This is a genomic window from Rhodococcus sp. BL-253-APC-6A1W, from assembly GCF_012843405.1.
Taxonomy (GTDB): Bacteria; Actinomycetota; Actinomycetes; order Mycobacteriales; family Mycobacteriaceae; genus Rhodococcus.
In genome coordinates, this window is record NZ_JABAFB010000007.1 from 222934 (window position 1) to 241362 (window position 18429).

Consider the following 18429-nt stretch of genomic DNA (forward strand, 5'->3'; position numbering starts at 1 on the left):
TCCGGTGGTGGTCAGGGGAAGACGGGGATTCCGGGCATCTCGACGAAGCCCGGCAGGTGTTTGACCTGCCGCATCCAGCGCCGGAGTGCGGGGAACGTGTCGTGGTCGATGCCGATGTCCCGGCTCAGCGCAGCGGCGGGGTACAGCGCCAGATCGGCGACCGTGGGCCGGTCGGCGGTGAACCAGTCGTGGTCGGCGTGGAGAGCGAGGTGGTCGTCCAATGTCTGGAGAACCGTGAGCGCAGCGCGCGTGTCGACGGCGTCGGTGGTGTAGAGCGCGGTGTCGCGGCAGGCGTAGACGTGTTCGAGCGGACCCGACGCGAACGTCAGCCATTCCGGTGTCGTTGGTGCCCAATCGGTTCCAGCTGCCAGGTGTTCGAGAACGGCCATGGTGCCGACGAGTACGGCGGTACCGGTCTCGAGTACCGGGAGCACACCGGACGGTGTGAGTTCGCGGTACCGGCCGGTCAGATGCGCCCCGCCGGGGATCACATCGACGGGTTCGATCCGGTGTTCGTAACCGAGCACCGACGCCGCAAGTCGCACCGAATAACAGCGCGGGTCGAGCGGAAAGTCGTGGAGTACCGGAATCGTCATGATGCGACCATCGGTGCGAAGGCGGTCGCACTCTCGCGGATGTCGTGTATCCGGCGGACCAGCGCACGCACCGTGTCGTCCGGCACCGCCCCCGGAGCGATCAGGTGCAGGGCGGTGGTCTGCGCGTCGACTACCTGAATTCCTGCGAGGATCGCGGTTCCGTCGAGGATGCCCACTGCGACCGTGCCCTTGTCCTGGAAGTCTTCGGTGAAAGAACGCAACCGATCGACGACCTGCTCCCTACCTTCCCGGATCCAGACCGAGCGGACGGGGGTGGCCACGGAGGGGATACGGGAGAGTTCGGTGTCGTCGGCGGGATCCGCCGAACTCACCCAGACGAGACCGCCGCGCTCGAACGCCCGGTACCGCGTCGGCCGGACAGAGCCCGGAGGTTCCATTCGTGGGTGTGCGGGCACATGACGACATGCGCCGTCGCCGTCGAATTGCCAACCGTGGTAAAGGCATACGAGCCGATCGTCGCGGACGAATCCGAAGCTCAAGCGCATTCCGCGGTGCGGGCAGCGGTCGGCCCAGGCGTGGAGCGTGCCGCCGGCATCGCGCCACAGGGCGACGGACGACCCGTCAACGGTGGTGCCGGTCGCGGCACCCGGTTCGATGTCGCGACCGAGCGCGACGGGAAGCCAGACGGTCATGGCAGGACTCTCCTCTCGGTCGATGTGAGGTCGAGGACGACGTTGTCGTCGGGTGCGAGCGCGCACGCTGCCTCGAATGCCCCGACGAGGTCGGGGTCGCCGTGGGTGTGGAGTTCGATCCGGTGTTCGGTCGCGGTCACCACAGTGGCGTGAATGCGGAGAAGCTCGGCTCGGGACACCGAGAACCGGATCATGACAGCGGGATCGAATCGTCCGACGAGCGTGAGCGTGGACGAGATTGCGCTGCTCATGTCAACAGGAGCAGGTGTGCCGGCCGAGTCCGATTGCGGTGGCGGCTGTGTGATTCATGAGTCCTCCGGGAGACGTGTGGTGCTTCGTCTGGGACGGCCCTCGCACCCGTCTCCGGAGATGTCCTCTTCCGGAGGGGAGCTCCGGATCGTTCGCCGGCAGTGCCGGACGGACAGCATCGACTCGATTTGCGATGCGGTTCAAAGTATTACACAGCGTTGGAATGAAAACCGCCGCCGGGGATGAAATTCCCGTTACGGCCGTGTGACTTTCGCGTGCGACAGGCGGGTGCCGCCGGTGCAGCACGGCGGCAGACCGCCGACGGCGCCCCTGTGCACTGGATCCGGTGGGTCGCGAGACGCGTCGCCACCGGATCCGGTGCGTCAGAGCGAGTCGAGAACAGAGGTCGTGAACAACTGGTCGGCAGACACGTCGATCCCGGCAGCATTGAGCGTCTTGATGTTCTGGTCGATCAACGCCGGGGGAAGTGCAAGCAATCCGAGCGAGTCCGTGTCCGGCGTAACCATGATCTGTTCGAGGATCTTCGATTCCAGGAGTTGCTGTGCCCGGTCGAATCCCTGGTCCTTACCGAACACGTCGACGGTGAGGTTCGTCCCGAGCTCCGGATCGGCGAGATTGGCTTCCCATCCGCGCCGTTCTGCTCGGAGGAAGGCGGCAAGCTGCTCTGGATTGTCCTGCACCGTCCGTGCTTTTGCGAAGTAGACACCGGAGAACACGGCGTATCCGTAGTCGGCGAAGAGGAACGTGTGGGTCTCGATGCCCTTGACTTCCAGCTGGGTAGGTTCGTTGATCACGAACACGACCTGCCCGTCGACCTCGCGGTTCGCGACGGGTGACGGATCGAACTGGACCGGAACGACCTCGACGGACCCGGGATCGATGTCGTTGATCTGAAGTAGCAGGTTGAACGCAGTCTCGTTCAACGCGGCGACACCGATCTTCTTCCCGATCATGTCCTGGGGCGAGTTGATGGGATTGTCGGCACGGGAGAGGAGGCAGAAGGGGCTTTTCTGGAATCGCGTGCCGAAGATTCGCAGATCTGCGCCTTGTACCACCGCTTTCGACACGACGTCGGCGTTGCTGCCGCCGATGAGCGCCTTGTCGGACATCACGACCGTGTCGGGGCTTGTGTTCGGGCCGCCGTTGAGGAAGTTGACCGAGAGCCCGTTCTCTCGGTAGTAGCCGCGGTCGGCGGCGATCCAGCTTCCGGAGTGCTCGGTGGTGGGAAGCCAACTGAGCTGATAGTTGAGGGCGGTGGTCCCGTCCGGCGCGGTGGTTGCGCCGCTCCCGGATGAGCATGCAGACAAAAGGGTGGGCCCTCCGAGGGCCAGCGCACCGAGGCCGAGCCCACGGCGGAGCAGAGTGCGACGCGAAAGGGGATGTTTCGCAGGGGTCATCGTAGAACTCCTTAGTGGAAGCGATTGCGACTGAGCGCGTTCTCGGCTGCGGTGGCGAGAGCGTAGGCAAGAAGTGATACGACCGTGATGAGGACCACCGAGGACCACAGCCGGCCGTAATTTGCGCCGGTAGATGCCCTGAGCATGAGGAAACCGATTCCGTCCCCGGTCGCCAGCCATTCGGCCAGAAGTGCCCCCATCACGGCAGAAGGGGCCGCGATTCGTGCCGCGGCGAACACGCTCGGCAACGCGTACGGAATTCGGGCGCGAACCATCAGGTCGAATCTGGAAGCGCCGTAGGCGCTGAGCAGATCGATTGCTCCCGACGGCACTGAACGGAGCCCGGTGACAATAGTGACCAGCGACGGGAAAAAGGTGACGATTCCTGCGATCACGACAACGGTTGCGACGTCGCGGCCGAAGACCAACGCGATCAACGGCGTCATCGCAACCAGTGGTACGGCGCGGAGAGCTACCGCTACCGGCATCACGGCAGCTTCGACAGCGGGCCACGAGAGTACTGAGACGGCGACGACGAACGCGGCGACAGTCCCGGCCAGATACCCGTAACTCGCGTGAAGTGTTGTCGTGCCGAGCGCCGAGATCAGTTGGTCTCGTTCGCTACCCGGCGTGGCAAGATAACGCCACACGTCCGCGGGTCCTTTTGCGAAGTACGGATTCAGCCCCATGATCGCGACCTGCCACAACACCAGCGATCCGAGTACGGCTCCGGCTGCGGTACCCGCAGTGAGGGCAATCCTCTTGGGGATCGATCCCGATGCTGTCCTCGGGACGGTTCCGCCGGTCATGGTCGCCGACCAGGAGCACACACGGCGTTCGACTGCCGCAGTGGCCAGATACGCCGCACCCGCAAGCATCGTTGCGTACAGCGCCAGTGCCCAGGTGCGTTCCACGTCCAGGGATTGCTGCGCATAGACCATCGCAACGCCGAGTCCTGAGTCCGCGCCGAGATACTCACCGATGATTGCGCCCAGTACCGCTGCCGGGGCTGCAATCCTCAAGCCACCGAAGGTCGCCGGTAATGCAGACGGCAGAGTTACCCGGACGAACTCCTGCCGGCGCGAGCCCCCGGCCGTGCGTACCACATCGATCGCCGCCTGGTCTGCGGCCTTCGCGCCGACCATGACCGCGACGAGCGTCGTGAAGAAGACGCTTTGTGCGGCGATGACAACTTGGGGTCGGTCGCCGTCGAGCACCGCGGTGAGAATCGGAGCGATCGCGATCACGGGGAGGCAGTACAACGCGAGCGCCACTTGGGTCGCAACTCTCTCGATCGGCCGGATGAGAATGAACACTGTGGCCAAGACGAATGCCGCCGCATTACCGAACAACCACCCGCGCGCGGCTTCCGAGGCGGTCTGTACGAGGTTCGGGAAAACCATCGACCAATCCGTCACCGCTTGGGCGACGATCGCAGTAGGAGTCGGTAGGGCGAAGTAGGACGAGAAGACAGTGGCGGCGAGCAATTGCCACACCGCCAGCATCGCGAGGATTCCCGCGACGCGATGGGTTGCTCGCCACTTGTGCTGTTGCAGTGTGAGATTCCCCTGACGGGTGGAGCTGAATATCGACACGGCTTCATACCTCGATCCTGAGCAGGGGGAATGTCTCGGACTCAGTGCGCGAACGAGTGCTGCATCCGCGTCGAGATGCGGCGGTGCTCGACCAGCGCGTCGGCCAGTCCGGCGACACGCAACTCTCCCGACTCCACGAGAACGCGGCCGTTGACCACGGTGATCCACGCGCGCGCCGGCCCGCAACGCAACAGGGCTTCGACCGGATCGGTATGGGCTCCGGCCAGCGACACGGGATCCATATGCCACGCGACGAGATCGGCAACGGACCCCGGTGTGAGTCTGCCGAGTTCGTCGTCCCACCCGAGGCACCGGGCCGATCCGACTGTGGCGATTCCGAGTGCGTCGCGCGCCGTCATGCTGGTCGGCCCCCCGATGAATCGACCGAGGAGCAGCGCGGTACGGGCTTCGAGCCAGAGTGACGCGTGATCGGTCGACGCCGAGCCGTCACAGCCCAGTCCGACTGCCATACCCTCGCTGTGCAAGGCCGCCACGCGGGCCGTTCCGGAGCCGATGAGCATGTTCGAGCTGGGACAGTGCGCCACGCCGACTCCGGCGGAGGCCAGCCGCCGCGTCTCGCTGTCGGACGGGTGGATGAAGTGTGCGACCCACGAACGGTTTCCGGCCCATCCGACATCTTCGAAATGTTCGACGGGGGTGCGGCCGTACCGTTCCGTACAGTAGGTGTGTTCGTCGAGATCTTCGGCAAGATGAGTATGCAAGCGCACCCCTGTCCGTTCCGACAGCTCTGCAGTGCGGCGCATCAAGGCGTCGTCGACGGAGAAAGGGGAGCACGGCGCGAGAGCGATACGAGTCATCGCACCCGGTTCCGGATCGTGGTACGTGTCGATCAGGCGCTGACTGTCCGCGAGAATGGTGTCGGCATCCTGCGTCACACTCGCGGGAGGGAGGCCACCGTCCTCGACCGACAACGACATCGACCCGCGAGTGGGGTAGAAGCGGAAGCCGATATCACGAGCCGCACGGACCTGAGCGTCGATCAGATTGGGCCGCGGATGCACGTAGAGATGGTCGGTGGAGGTCGTGCAGCCGCCCAGCAGGAGTTCCGCGAGTCCGACATACGTCGAGACGTACACGGCCTCCTCGTCCAGGTTCTCCCAGATCGGATAGAGGCCGGTGAGCCAGTCGAACAGCGATCCGTTCACCGCCGGCCCGTAGGACCGCGTGAGATTCTGATACATGTGGTGATGCGTGTTGATCAGTCCTGGGGTGACCGTCCTCTGCCCCGCTGAGACAGTCTGCTGTGCAACAGGTTCGGTTCCTCTGGTCCCGACTGCGGCGACACGTCCGGCGGAAATTGCCAGCCAGGCGTCCGCGATCTCGGATCCGGGCTCGAGTACCAGATAGCCGATATCGCGCACAAGCAGATCGTGCATGGTTGTTCTCCCTCTCCTGGCAGACCGGACCTGTCTGTGATGGCCCTCGCACCCATCACCGGAGAGGGTGTCCTCCTCTGGAGGGGAGCTCCAGATCGTGTACCGGTCGCGCCGGACGGACGGCGGGCTCGTTCTCTGATGCCCTATGGCGCAAGAAGTTACGAGTACTCTTGGACGATAGCTTTGCGCGGATGTAAATGATGGGTTACTCGTCGGCCCTCTTGACACGCGATGGTGGGCGCGGCACCGTAGAGATCCTCCCGGGCATCGCGATCAACAGCCCGTCGGCGGTGTCTGTCGTGACACGCTCGTCAATGCATCTCCTACGGATCGGAGTTCGGCACCGTGACTTCTCTCTCCTCATCCGTTGTCCCGCCGGATTCGGCGGGCGCACTTCGCCCTCCGGGTACCGGCCTGGATATCAGCGGTTTGACCCGGACGTTCCAGTCGGGACGATCGCGCGTCACCGCGCTCGACGACGTCGACATCCGAACCTCGGAGGGGCAGTTCCTGTCGTTGCTCGGTCCGTCCGGATGTGGCAAATCCACCGTCCTGCGGATTCTGGCGGGTCTCGACCGCCCCGACGCCGGCCGTGTCCTTGTCAACGGCATGAGCCCGCAGGAGTTGCGCGAGGGTCATGAACTCGGTGTCGCATTCCAGGATTCCGCCTTGCTGCCGTGGCGCAGTGTCGAAGCGAACATCGCCCTTCCGCGCCAAGTCGCCGGGCTGCCGTCGGATCCCGAGTTGGTTCGGCAACTCATCGGCCTGGTGGGGCTGGGTGGGTTCGAGAAGTCCAAGCCCGCGCAACTGTCCGGCGGAATGCGTCAGCGCGTGTCGATTGCGCGCGCTTTGGTGTTGCGGCCTTCTGTGCTTCTGCTCGACGAACCGTTCGGTGCCCTCGACGACATGACCCGGCAACGCCTGAACCTGGAGTTGCAGCGGATCTGGACCGAACGGCGCGCCACCACCTTGATGGTCACGCACGGAATTGCCGAAGCTGTCCTGCTCTCCGATGTCGTGGCTGTCATGAGTGCACGCCCCGGCCGAATTATCGATGTGGTGCCCATCGATCTCCCCAGGCCGCGCACCGCTGAGACGATGCGGAGCGCCGAATTCCACGGCTATGTGGATGCCCTGAGCAAGTTGCTGTTCAGTGGCGAATCCGGCGAGGGGTGAGACCGGGCGTACGAGGGGCCATGAGTTGCACCTCCCTCCTTTTCCTGTAATAATTCCAAAACTGGATTAATTACAGAAAAGCCGGATCATGTGGGGCCGGGGGGAGAAGGAGAGAGTCACATGTTCAGTGTCGACCGATCGGTCGCCCTGCCGCCGCTGGTGCTCGGTGGGCTGCGGCCGCTGTATCGCCAGATGCTGCGCAACGGGGTACACAGCGCCTCGTTCGAGTACCTCGCGCCGGGTGCCGTGCTCGATGTGTGCGTGATCGCGGGCGCACACGGTCCCGAGTTCAACATTCGTTCCCGTGAACACGGCATCGACTTCACGCTCGCGATGACCACGCACTTCCGCGCCGTGCCGGTGCTGGATGCCGACACCTATCGCGCGCTGTGCGAGGTGATCGCGCCGGATGCCGAGCCCACGCCCGCGACCATCGTCGACTTCCTCCTGCGGGTGGTCGCCCAGTCGCCGGCGGTGCTTTCGCGGACGCACGCCTGCGCGGCCTGAGAGTCGAACCCGAGCAATCGGCCCCGGTGGGAGAAACTCCCACCGGGGCCGATCACGCTGTGGCGCCGGGTCTTACAGTCCCGGACGCTTGCCGACGGTGAGCGTCACCTCGCCGGTGTGGGCGAAGAAGTCGTTGCCCTTGTCGTCGACGACGATGAACGCCGGGAAGTCCTCGACGTCGATCTTCCAGACCGCCTCCATACCGAGTTCTTCGTATTCGACGATCTCGACGTTCTTGATGCAGTCCAGTGCCAGGCGTGCCGCGGGGCCGCCGATCGAACCGAGGTAGAAACCACCGTGCCTGTGGCACGCATCGGTCACCTGCTTGGACCGGTTTCCCTTGGCGAGCATGATCATCGAGCCGCCGGCAGCCTGGAACTGCTCGACGTACGAGTCCATGCGACCTGCTGTGGTCGGGCCGAACGACCCGGACGCGAGACCTTCCGGAGTCTTCGCCGGGCCGGCGTAGTACACGGGGTGGTCCTTGAGGTACTGCGGCATCTCCTCGCCCGCGTCGAGACGCTCCTTGATCTTCGCGTGCGCGATGTCGCGGGCGACGACGAGAGGTCCCGTGAGCGACAAGCGCGTCTTGACGGGGTGCTTCGACAGTTCGGCGAGGATCTCGGGCATCGGGCGGGTGAGATCGATCTTCACGGCGGCGCCCTTGCCGGTCCCGGAGACACCGGACGTTTCCGCGTCGAGCGCGCTGTCGGTGATCTCGGGCAGGAAGCGGCCCGGGTCGAACTCGAGCTGCTCGAGGAACACGCCCTCCGGGGTGATCTTCGCCTTCGCCTGGCGGTCGGCCGAGCACGACACGGCGATCGCGACCGGCAGCGACGCACCGTGGCGCGGCAGGCGCACCACGCGGACGTCGTGGCAGAAGTACTTGCCGCCGAACTGCGCGCCGATCCCGATCTTCTGGGTGAGCTCGAAGACCTTCTTCTCCAGTTCGTGATCGCGGAAACCGCGACCCGTCATGGCGCCCTCGGTCGGCAGTTCGTCGAGGTAGTGGGCGGAGGCGTACTTGGCGGTCTTGAGTGCGAACTCTGCCGACGTACCGCCGACGACGATCGCGAGGTGATACGGCGGGCACGCTGCGGTGCCGAGCGACCGGATCTTGGCCTCGAGGAACTGCATCATCGAGTCCGGGTTCAGGATCGCCTTGGTCTCCTGGTACAGGTACGACTTGTTGGCCGACCCGCCGCCCTTGGCCATGAACAGGAACTTGTAGGAGTTCTCGTGGCCCTTCGCGGTGTCCGCGTACAGCTCGATCTGTGCGGGCAGGTTGTTGCCGGTGTTCTTCTCGTCCCACATGGTCAGGGGAGCGTTCTGCGAGTACCGCAGGTTCAGCCGTGTGTAGGCGTCGTACACGCCCCGTGCGATCGACTCCTCGTCGTCACCGGGGGTGAGCACCTGCTGGCCGCGCTTACCCATGACGATCGCGGTGCCGGTGTCCTGGCACATCGGCAGCACGCCTGCCGCGGCGATGTTCGCGTTCTTCAGGAGATCGAGCGCGACGAACTTGTCGTTGTCCGATGCCTCGGGATCGTCGAGGATGCTCGCGAGCTGCTTCAGGTGATCCGACCGCAGATAGTGCGAGATGTCGTGCAGCGCTGTTTCGGTGAGCAGGCGCAGCGCCTCGGGCTCGACCTTCAGAAAGGTGCGGCCGTCGGGGCCTTCGACGGTGGACACCCCCTCGCTGGTCAGCAGCCGATACTCGGTGGGGTCTTCCCCGATCGGCAGCAGGTCCTCGTAGAGGAAGTCGGCCATTGTTTCTCCTGGAAGAGGGGGTGGTGTTCCGGAGACAGATTAGTCGCGCAAGATCGTGACCTCGACAACGGGGCATGTGACGCAGGCGTCACATGCAGGTGGTGTGGCCCGCATCTCCGGAACATCGGGGAGTTTCGGGATGTGTGGGGCTGCGGTCATCCCAGGTCCACAGATCCGTGCCCGATCTCGCAACTCGGAGGTGACGCGCGTCATGCAGTCTGCCGGTCGAAATCCTTACACTGGTATGGATGCACGAGAAACCCCGGGAGAAGACCGCGTGACCGCTGAAGCCTCACCATTGCCCTCCTGGGCCTGGCTGCCCCGCTTCCACGCATGGATAGATGTCGCGGTAGTGGTTTGCGTCCTGATCGCAACCAATGTGATCGCGCACTTCACGACCGTATGGGCGTCGATCGCCACCGTGCCGGTCTCCGCCGCGATCCTGGTCGTCCTGATGCGGCGCCGAGGTATGCGGTGGTCGGAACTCGGCTTGTCGCCGCGCCACTGGAAGCGCGGCACGCTTTATTCGGTGGCCGCAGTCGCGCTCGTTCTCACAGTCGTGGCGATCGGCATCGCGCTCCCGTTCACCCGGCAGTTCTTCCTGTCCGAGCGCTACGCAACACTGTCCGGCGCGCTCGTCGCATCGATGATCATCATTCCGCTACAGACCGTGATTCCCGAAGAACTCGCTTTTCGCGGCGTGCTTCACGGCACCCTCGAACGCGTATGGGGTGCTCGCGGAGTATTCGCTGCCGGGTCGTTGCTGTTCGGTCTGTGGCACGTCGCGTCCTCCCTCGGTTTGACCGCGGGCAATGCCGGCCTGGCGGCGATCTTCGGGTCCGGCGTCTTGGGGCAGGTCGCAGGCGTCACCGGTGCGGTGATTGCGACCGCCGCCGCAGGGTTCGTCTTCACCTGGCTACGCCGGCGCAGCGGGAGCATCCTCGCTCCGATCGCATTGCACTGGTCGCTCAACGGCGTCGGGGCGCTGGCGGCAGCCCTCGTGTGGCAGATCTCGATGGGCTGACGAGCCTTCCCCTTCAGGCGTGCCGCTCCCGTCTTGTCACTTCCGTGACGTCACTCTTCCGGGTTCTCGATCCAGGAGCCATAGGGCGGAGGCCCGTCGCTCTGAATCTGCAAGCCGAAACTCGGGGAGTGCTTCCATACGTATCCCGGCAGCACATGCTCTTCCGACGTCGCGTTGTTCATGATCACGATGTCCCCGGTGGCACGCTGCTCGAGAGCGAAACCGTCGTCGCGTCCGTCGACGACCCACCATTTCGTAGTGCTCATGACGAAGCCTTTCGGATCTGCTCGAACACAGTTTCCGTCCCAACGGTAGCGCGCACGACACCGCCACGACACCGCTTCGGCAACCTCTCCGGTGCCTACCCGGCGCGCAGCGCCGAAGCCGTCCAGGCGTCCGCGGGATAGAACGCTTCGATGGCCAATTCCGACACCGTGACGTCCAGGGGGGTCCCGAACAGCGTGGTCGTGCTCAGGAACGACAACACGCCGGTGTCGACCCGTAACTGCAGCGGCACGACCAGCGCGTGGGGATCCGTGGCCGAGACCGGGTCGTCGCACGGATACTGCTCGAGTTCCCGGTGCAGGCGCGCGAGCACGGGATCGCCGGTCGCCGCGATCTGATGGCGCAACCGTGCCAGCAGGTGCGCGCGCCACTGGCCGAGATTGGCGATACGCGGCGCAAGTCCCCGCGGGTGGAGTGTCAGCCGCAGCACGTTGACGGGCGGTTCGAGCAGGTCCGCCGCACAGTCCGAGACCAGCGCCGTGATGGCGTCGTTCGCGTCGACCATCGTCCAGTGCCGGTCGACGACCAGCGCGGGAAACGGCCGGTGCAGTTCCAGGATCCGGGTGATGGCATCGGCGACCGCACTCAACGGCACGTCGTCGAGCCGGTGCTCCGGATAGGCGGGCGCGAGTCCCGCGGCGAGCAGAATCGAGTTTCGTTCCCGCAAGGGAATATCGAGATGCTCGCTCAGTCTCACCACGATGTCCCGGGACGGCTGCGACCGCCCTGTCTCGACAAAGCTGATGTGCCGCGACGAGATGCCTGCCCGATGCGCAAGGTCGAGTTGGCTCATTCCCCGGCGTTCCCGCCACGCGCGCAGCAACGCCCCGGGCCGGACCCCCTCGACGACCGTCATGTTGTCGAGAATAGAGCCGCCGGGAACGGCCGCCATTACCTCCGAGGTAATCGACCGGCGCCGCCCGGCGCGGCACGCTCGAGGCATGACCGCATACGCAGTAGCCCACCTCCGCAGCGTCGACTTCGGAGACGCCATCGCCGAATACCTGACGAAGATCGACGACACCGTTCGTGCATTCGACGGCCGGTTCCTCGTCCACGGAACAGACCCCCACGTCCTCGAAGGGGAATGGCCCGGCCACCTGGTGCTCATCGAGTTCCCCGACCTCGAAGGGGCACGCGGGTGGTACGACTCGCCCGAGTATCAGGAAATCCTTCCGCTGAGGACCGAGAACTCGGACGGTTCGGCGATTCTCGTGGAGGGCACCGCGCCCGGTTATCGCGCGGCGGGCTACCTCGACAAGATCAGCGGGCGGGTGAACTCGGAGCGCTGAGGATCCCCGCGGCCCGAGCAGGTTCCGCGTAGGCCACCGCCAGCGACTCGACGGTCTCGTGGGCATTGAGTCCGCTCGGGTTGGGTACCACCCACAACGGTGTGCCCCCGATGGTGTCGTCCTGAAGACCCGTCCGCGCCGTGCGCTTGCCGAACGCCGCCCGGTACGCCGTGATCCCCGCAACCGCGACGACCCGCGGGCGGAACTCGGTCACCACCGACGCCAATCGTTCGGCGCCCGCACGCAATTCGTCCGACGTCAGCTCGTCGGCGCGGGCGGTCGCCCGCGGAGCCAGGTTGGTGATGCCCACGCCGCGTTCGATCAGGTGGTTGCGATCGGCCGCACTCATTCCTTCCGACGGGGCGATCGGGTGTGTGATGATCCCGGCCCGAAAAAGCGCGGGGTAGAACCGATTTCCGGGTCGCGCGAAGTGGGCACCCGTCGCCGCAGTCCACAGCCCGGGATTGATCCCGACGAACAGCAAGCGGCATCCCGGCCCGACGAGGTCGGGAACCACGGCGTCGCGGAAGGATTCGAGTTCGGCACGTGTGAAACCCATCGGTCCACAGTAAGCGGTGGCTGCCCCTACCCCGAGGGCACCCACGTGCCGTGCAATCCCGCCGGCACCCGGATCGGTAACCGCACCCGTGCACGCGGTCCGGTGCCGGGATCATCGGCGGAGAACACCAGGAACCAGCTCGTCAGATCGGTGAAGTCGGTCGCGATCGAACCCCAGTAACCGGCGCCGGACGTGCTCGTGAGGTACACCGGCTCGCCGGGGGAGAGCCTGCCCCCGGACCACACCGTGTCGGCGCCGGAATCTACGTCGAACCAGAACAATGCGTCGGCGGAGCCGGACGGCAATCGTTGCGACCCGCTGCGGCCCAGCGTGGCGACGATGCGGTGTCGGTCCGTCGACAGACGCTCGTCGATGCGGGGGAACTCGATGTCGCGGTCGTGGAGTGTCGTGCGGGCGACGCCGTGCCGCCCGATGACGGCGCGGCGCAACAGCGACGGGTTGGGTCCGTCGTGCTGGGTCAACGCGCCGGGATACCGCCACTCGACGTAGTCGACCGCGACGTCTCCTCCGGGGAGGTCGAAGGCATTGGCGGTGTGCCACATCCAGAAGGAGTCGGTGGAGAACCAGCGCACTGCGCCACCGTCGCGGGGGACGAGGGCGACCCGGACCCCGAGTTCGGGTTGCCAGTCGAGGGGCGAGGCGCCCGTGAAGATCTTTTCCAGGTCGAAGACCATCGGTGCCAGGATCAGCACGATATAGGTCTCGGTGAGAGCCATGTCGTGCACCATCAGAGGGCGGTCGGCACCGTCGACGGGTGTGGCCGCGCGTACGACCGCGCCGTCCGGGCCGAACACCGACCATGTCAGGAACGGCGCGTCGAGCATGTAGCAGAACGCGACCATCTCGCCGGTGCGCGGATCGATCTTGGGATGGGCGGTAAGGCCGACAGGTAACGCCCCGCCGAATGTCTCCCGGCCCAGCGTTTCGAGTTCCGAACCGAGCGCGTACGGCGGCGCGGCCTCGGCCAGCGCGAGCAACCGCCCGCCGTGACGGACCACGTTGATGTCGGGAAGTTCGCGCATGGTGTTCGCGAGATCGGGCCCCACCTCGTCGGCGGGCGGAAAATAAGGGTCGGTGATGCCGGCCCACAGGGCTCGTCCCGCCTTCTCCTCGGCCACGACCTGCGGGGTCCGCACGAACCGGTTCGTGTAGCGCGCGGTACCGCCGGACAGTTCGACGCGGTGCACCATTCCGTCCCCGTCGATCGGGTAGACGTACTGCCCGATCGGATCGAATCGAGGATTCGGGCCGTTGCGCAGGTAGCTGCCTTCCAGGTCGTCGGGCAGATGTCCCTCGACCACGAGGTCGCGGACGTCCACCTCGTCGCGTTGCGGCGCGAACATGCCGCTCAGGTGCGCGTGGTGGGCCATGTCGACGGGTGCGGGTCGGTTCATGAGGTCACCTCATGCGAAGCGGAGAAAGGGGTGGAGTCCCCGTCTCGCATGGTAGGTCGCCGGCCGGGTGCGAGCGGACGGTTTCGGAGCGGAGCGCGACGGCCGGGGTCCGTGACCAATCGGCTAGGGTATTTTCCGACGTCCAGGACCGAAGCCGCGGCCGCGTGGCCGCAACGTTAGGGGAAGGTGTGCAGCGCCGGAACGCGATCGGTAATTCCGTCCGGAACACCGGAGGCGACGAATCCGCGTTGCCGCCGTACACGGATCTCCTGTGGCCGACGCTGCAGGCCGTGATCGAAATCGGCGGATCCGGGGTCATCGAGGAGATCGACGGGGCCGTGATCGCCCGGGTCGGTTTGTCCGAGGCGGACCGGGCCGTACTGCACGGTGACGGTCCCGGCACCGAAATCGAGTACCGGATCGCCTGGGCGCGCACCTACCTCAAGGGCATGGGCCTGCTGTCGAACACCCGTCGAGGCGTGTGGAGCGTGACCGACGACGGTCGCGCGGTCCGCGAATCCGAGATCAAGCCCATGCAGGTCGCGTACACCGCGGAGAAGCGACGCCGACGCCTGGTCCGCAACTCGTCCCAAGGCGCGCAGGTCGTGCCGCTCGCCGCTGCACCCGAGGATCCCGAGCTGTGGCGAGAACCGGTACTCGGGGCGGTCGCCGACCTTCCCGCGGAGGGTTTCGAGCGCCTCGTCACCGCTGTGCTGCGGTCCGCGGGCTTCACGACTCTGACAGTCCCCGCTCCGGGTGGGGGCACCGACTCCGACGCGCAGGTGGAGGGCACCGGCATCCTGCGTGTCTCGCTGCTCAGCTTCTCGGTGTTCTTCCGGTTCGTCCGCGGACAGGAGCGCGCGGGCGCCGACGTCGTTCGCGAATTCCGTGCGGCGATGGTCGGTCGCGGGGAGAAGGGTCTGCTGGTGTCCACCGGATCCTTCACCGACGATGCGCGCGCGGAGGCACACCGGCACGGCGCTCCGCCCATCGATCTCGTCGACGGCGAGGGTCTGTGCGACCTCCTCAAGGAGCACGGACTCGGCATACGCACCACGGTGCGCACCGTCGAAGATGTCGCGCTCGTGCCCGCGTTCTTCGCCGAGTTGGCGGGCCGCTGAGGACCGTTCGCAGCGTAGGTCCGACCAGCACCTTTACCGATGTGCTGCGTGTGGCAGGTGTGAATGTGGTGCAATCCGAAGGCACGATCACACATTCCGGAACGGGGGCGCCATGACGTTTTCTCGTCGAGACATGTTGCGGTACGCGGCGATCGGCTCGGGCGCCGTGGTGGCCTCCGCGGTCATGGCCCCGGGGGCGGCGCAGGCCCGGGACGTCCTCGGCACCATCGTCGACTATTCGGCGGGTGTGCCGTCGGCGGCGTCGATCAGGGCCGCAGGACACATCGGGGCGATCCGGTATGTATCCGACCGTCGGCCCGGAGCCGACTGGATGCTCGGTAAGCCGTTGACCCGGGGAGAAGCCGGCGCCCTGCTCGACAACGGACTGGAAGTGGTGTCGTGCTACCAGTTCGGCAAGGCGGAGACCGCCGACTGGCTCGGCGGCTACGACGCAGGACTGAGGCACGCGCGACGCGGTCTGGAATTGCACCGCGCGGCGGGCGGACCCGCCGACCGGCCGATCTACGCGTCGATCGACGACAACCCGAACTTCGAGCAGTTCACCACCCGGATCGTGCCCTACCTTCTCGCGTGGCAGGAGGTAGTCGGCCCCGCGAACACCGGCGTGTACGCGAACTCTCCGACCATCGACTGGGCGTCCGCGGTAGGCCTCGGCGCGTTCTACTGGCAGCACGACTGGGGCACGCCGGCCGGTTACGTCCATCCGCGCGCACACCTGCACCAGAAGGGCGGCGGGACCATCGACGGAATCGGTATCGACGTCAACCGCGTCTTCAGCGCGGATTACGGACAGTGGTCGCTTACACGCCTCTAGCCGGTCCGACCTCGCGTACTCGCGGAGGTGGCGGCGGGATGAACGCGGTGAACACCAGGGCCAGGACGGACGCGAGCGCCGCGATGAGGAAGGTGGTGCGGAACCCGCTGAGTTCCGGCACGACTGCATCGCCGACCTGCACGGTCATCGCTGCGAGCACGACACCGATCACCGCTGCCGCCGTCGAGGTACCGATGGACCGCATCAGCGTGTTCAGACTGTTCGCCGCCGCGGACTCGTGGAGCGGGACGGAACTCATGATGAGCGCGGGCATGGCGGCGTAGGCGAGACCCACACCGGCTCCGATGACCATCGATGCCGCGATGATGTGCCACAACTCCCGGTGCAGCAGATACGCCGTGAGATAACCGGCGCCCACGAAGACCACGCCGCAGGCGAGGGTGACACGCGGGCCGAACGTGGTGGTGATCCGTGCCGACACGGGAGACAACGCCATCATGACGAGTCCGCTCGGCGCGAGGGCCATACCGGCAGCGACCATCGTCTGCCCGAGTCCGTAGCCGGTTTCGGGTGGCGCCATGAGCAATTGGGGGAACGCGAGGACGTTCGCGTACATCGCGAAGCCCAGCGCGATCGACGCCAGGTTCGTCATCAGAATGGGACGGCGGGCGGACAGTCGCAGATCGACCAGCGGCCGGTCGACGCGCAACTCGTACCAGCCGAATCCCAGGAAGACCAGCAGCGCTCCGCCGAGCATGGCGAGGGTGGCCGGCTCAGCCCAACCCCACGAATTTCCCTTCGTCACCGGAACGAGAAGGAGAATCAGGGCGGACGAGAGCAGACCCGCTCCAAGGAAATCGAACCGGCCCGGGTTGCGTCGCGGTGATTCCGGGACGAACTTCCATACCGCGGCGATGCCGACCGCGCCGAGCACCAGCGAGGCCACGAACAACATGTGCCAGTCGGTGAGCTGGGCGACCAGTGCCGCGAGGGGCAAGCCGATTGCTCCGCCCACGCCCATGGTCGCGCTGATCGTGGCCATCGCGCCGGGAACCCGTTTGGCCGGAAGCTCGTCGCGCAGGATGGCGATGCCGAGGGGGATCGCGCCTACGGCGGCGCCCTGGAGAGTCCGACCGATCACGAGGGGCAGGAGTGTGTTCGCCATCGCGCACACCGCGGAACCGAGCACCATCATGCCGAGGCTGACGAGCAGCATCCGGCGTTTGCCGAACATGTCACCGAGCCGGCCGCTGATCGGGGTGACGACCGCACCGGCCAGAAGTGTCGCGGTCACTGCCCAGGACGTGTTCTCCGGAGATGCGTTCACGAGGAGCGGCAGCCGGGGCAGGATCGGCACGATCAGGGTCTGCATGAGGGCGACGCTGATCCCGCACATGGCCAGGACCGCGACGATCCCGGAAGGAGCGGGTTGCTCCCGCGTCGGGATCGGAGTTTCGACGGCCATGCCTCTCCTCGCTCAGGGGCCGGCGAGATCGCGGCCGAAAACTTTAGTGCGCCATATCAACTAGTTGGTCCACCGTGTCTAGCACGGGGATACCGCCGATGTACAACCGGTTTCGGTCCAGCGCACCGGACCGAAGCTCTGTACAGACACGCGAAGACCGCCGGGAAGAATCCCGGCGGCCTTCGGTTGTTCTGTTATCGGTGTCCGTCAGGGCACGGACACCAGGCCCAGGGTGGGGAGGAAGGTGCACGAACGCGGGTCCGCGCCTTCCTTCTGGGTGGTGATGCCACCCGAGACGACCGCTACGACCTGGCCGGCGCCGGTGTCGGCGATGGCGGTCAACGTTGCGGGACCGTCCGGGTTGATACGTGCCTCGTTGGTGAGCGGCTGGGTACCGCTGCGGCCGTTGGAGACATTGATCCAGCTCAGGGTCAGGTCCTGTTCGCCAGCGGTAGGCGCGGTGCCGAGCGCGGTGAAGACGAATCCGACCTGACCGGCGGCCGGGCCCGGAGGCGGCAACTGAGCAGGACCGGCCACTGCGAGCGCGCTGCCCACGGAGTCCTGTCCGTCACCGATGCAATCCTGGCCGAGCGTGGGGTACAGGAACTGCGAGATCACGACCGTGCCCGGTGCCGGAATGTCGGGGCCGCCGCCGCCGCTGCCGTCCAGGAAGGTGATGACGCGCTGAAGGGTGCCCTTCAGGGACTCCGGAAGCTCGGAATTCGCGAGCAGTTCCTTCGCCTGTGCGAGCAGGTCGTTGCTGCCGTCCGCGACGTCGGCAACATCCGACGGCCCTGCCGCAGCTCCGACGATGGCGGGAGCGAGCGATGCGAGTGCTTCCACCTGCTCGGGGTTTGCCTGGATTTCGGGGATCAGACGTGTCAACGACTCGATGGACAGGTCGGCCGGGACCTCGAACTGCGGGAGTTCGACGAACTGGGTCAGGTCGGGCAGCGCCGGGGGCGCCGGTTGCGCGAAGGCGTGCGACGGCACCGCCAGTCCCGCAGTGGCGGCAAGTGCGCACGCTGTGAGCGCACGCCGCATTCCTCGAGTACGAAGCACTGTTCCCCATCCTTGTCGTTGAAGCACCTGGTAGGCCTGGAAGACCAGC

The 18429-nt window shown here is 66.0% G+C and carries 19 protein-coding genes; 6 read left to right on the top strand and 13 right to left on the bottom strand.

Annotated elements, in window-relative coordinates; genetic code table 11:
• Nucleotides 1–11: 11 nt before the first annotated feature.
• The 6 genes from HF877_RS13115 to HF877_RS13140 all read right to left on the bottom strand — a co-directional run bounded on the left by HF877_RS13115 (nt 12) and on the right by HF877_RS13140 (nt 5908).
• On the bottom strand, nt 12–596 hold the full coding sequence (locus tag HF877_RS13115; protein WP_169621601.1) for a glutathione S-transferase family protein: 585 nt from the start codon (nt 594–596) through the stop codon (nt 12–14).
• Nucleotides 593–1249 carry a Rieske (2Fe-2S) protein gene (locus HF877_RS13120; protein WP_169621602.1) on the bottom strand — a complete coding sequence of 219 codons (657 nt, stop codon included), beginning with the start codon at nt 1247–1249 and terminating at the stop codon, nt 593–595. The genes HF877_RS13115 and HF877_RS13120 overlap by 4 nt, the downstream gene beginning before the upstream one ends.
• Complete coding sequence (locus HF877_RS13125; protein ID WP_169621603.1) at nt 1246–1500, bottom strand: hypothetical protein; 255 nt, start codon at nt 1498–1500, stop codon at nt 1246–1248. The genes HF877_RS13120 and HF877_RS13125 overlap by 4 nt, the downstream gene beginning before the upstream one ends.
• Before the next feature lie 381 nt (nt 1501–1881).
• The gene (locus HF877_RS13130; RefSeq protein WP_169621604.1) at nt 1882–2916 is read right to left on the bottom strand and encodes an ABC transporter substrate-binding protein; all 1035 of its coding nucleotides are present in this window, start codon (nt 2914–2916) and stop codon (nt 1882–1884) included.
• A gap of 11 nt (nt 2917–2927) precedes the next feature.
• Complete coding sequence (locus tag HF877_RS13135) at nt 2928–4511, bottom strand: ABC transporter permease subunit (protein WP_169621605.1); 1584 nt, start codon at nt 4509–4511, stop codon at nt 2928–2930.
• A gap of 41 nt (nt 4512–4552) precedes the next feature.
• Nucleotides 4553–5908 (bottom strand): 8-oxoguanine deaminase, encoded by a 1356-nt coding sequence (locus HF877_RS13140; RefSeq protein WP_169621606.1) that lies wholly within the window; start codon nt 5906–5908, stop codon nt 4553–4555.
• Between the two features lie 429 nt (nt 5909–6337).
• Here HF877_RS13140 and HF877_RS13145 point away from each other — a divergent pair, with 429 nt between their 5' ends.
• On the top strand, nt 6338–7084 hold the full coding sequence (locus HF877_RS13145; protein ID WP_240952353.1) for an ABC transporter ATP-binding protein: 747 nt from the start codon (nt 6338–6340) through the stop codon (nt 7082–7084).
• 120 nt (nt 7085–7204) lie between these two features.
• Nucleotides 7205–7591 carry a hypothetical protein gene (locus HF877_RS13150; protein WP_169621608.1) on the top strand — a complete coding sequence of 129 codons (387 nt, stop codon included), beginning with the start codon at nt 7205–7207 and terminating at the stop codon, nt 7589–7591.
• Nucleotides 7592–7663: 72 nt separating this feature from the next.
• Here the strand turns inward: HF877_RS13150 and HF877_RS13155 are convergent, their stop codons facing one another.
• Nucleotides 7664–9361 carry a fumarate hydratase gene (locus tag HF877_RS13155; protein ID WP_169621609.1) on the bottom strand — a complete coding sequence of 566 codons (1698 nt, stop codon included), beginning with the start codon at nt 9359–9361 and terminating at the stop codon, nt 7664–7666.
• A 244-nt stretch (nt 9362–9605) separates the two neighbouring features.
• Here HF877_RS13155 and HF877_RS13160 point away from each other — a divergent pair, with 244 nt between their 5' ends.
• Nucleotides 9606–10385 (top strand): type II CAAX endopeptidase family protein, encoded by a 780-nt coding sequence (locus HF877_RS13160; protein ID WP_169621610.1) that lies wholly within the window; start codon nt 9606–9608, stop codon nt 10383–10385.
• Nucleotides 10386–10435: 50 nt separating this feature from the next.
• On the opposite strand, the gene HF877_RS13165 is transcribed toward HF877_RS13160, so the two are convergent.
• On the bottom strand, nt 10436–10651 hold the full coding sequence (locus HF877_RS13165) for a maltose regulon activator MalT (protein ID WP_169621611.1): 216 nt from the start codon (nt 10649–10651) through the stop codon (nt 10436–10438).
• 95 nt (nt 10652–10746) lie between these two features.
• On the bottom strand, nt 10747–11526 hold the full coding sequence (locus HF877_RS13170) for a helix-turn-helix domain-containing protein (protein WP_169621612.1): 780 nt from the start codon (nt 11524–11526) through the stop codon (nt 10747–10749).
• An 85-nt stretch (nt 11527–11611) separates the two neighbouring features.
• On the opposite strand from HF877_RS13170, the gene HF877_RS13175 reads away from it, so the two are divergent.
• Entirely contained in the window at nt 11612–11962 is a 351-nt protein-coding gene (locus tag HF877_RS13175; RefSeq protein WP_169621613.1) for a DUF1330 domain-containing protein, read from the top strand.
• On the opposite strand, the gene HF877_RS13180 is transcribed toward HF877_RS13175, so the two are convergent.
• Both HF877_RS13180 and HF877_RS13185 read right to left on the bottom strand, forming a co-directional pair.
• On the bottom strand, nt 11934–12521 hold the full coding sequence (locus tag HF877_RS13180) for a mismatch-specific DNA-glycosylase (protein WP_169621614.1): 588 nt from the start codon (nt 12519–12521) through the stop codon (nt 11934–11936). The genes HF877_RS13175 and HF877_RS13180 overlap by 29 nt on opposite strands.
• 26 nt (nt 12522–12547) lie before the next feature.
• Nucleotides 12548–13936, bottom strand: a complete 1389-nt coding sequence (locus HF877_RS13185) for a carotenoid oxygenase family protein (protein ID WP_169621615.1) — start codon at nt 13934–13936, stop codon at nt 12548–12550.
• Between the two features lie 188 nt (nt 13937–14124).
• On the opposite strand from HF877_RS13185, the gene HF877_RS13190 reads away from it, so the two are divergent.
• On the top strand, nt 14125–15057 hold the full coding sequence (locus HF877_RS13190; protein WP_169621616.1) for a winged helix-turn-helix domain-containing protein: 933 nt from the start codon (nt 14125–14127) through the stop codon (nt 15055–15057).
• Between the two features lie 112 nt (nt 15058–15169).
• Complete coding sequence (locus HF877_RS13195; RefSeq protein ID WP_206037051.1) at nt 15170–15892, top strand: DUF1906 domain-containing protein; 723 nt, start codon at nt 15170–15172, stop codon at nt 15890–15892.
• Here HF877_RS13195 and HF877_RS13200 read toward each other — a convergent pair.
• Together HF877_RS13200 and HF877_RS13205 are read right to left on the bottom strand one after the other, a co-directional pair.
• On the bottom strand, nt 15879–17318 hold the full coding sequence (locus HF877_RS13200; RefSeq protein WP_169621617.1) for an MFS transporter: 1440 nt from the start codon (nt 17316–17318) through the stop codon (nt 15879–15881). The genes HF877_RS13195 and HF877_RS13200 overlap by 14 nt on opposite strands.
• A 207-nt stretch (nt 17319–17525) precedes the next feature.
• On the bottom strand, nt 17526–18362 hold the full coding sequence (locus HF877_RS13205; protein ID WP_169621717.1) for a hypothetical protein: 837 nt from the start codon (nt 18360–18362) through the stop codon (nt 17526–17528).
• Nucleotides 18363–18429 lie beyond the last annotated feature (67 nt).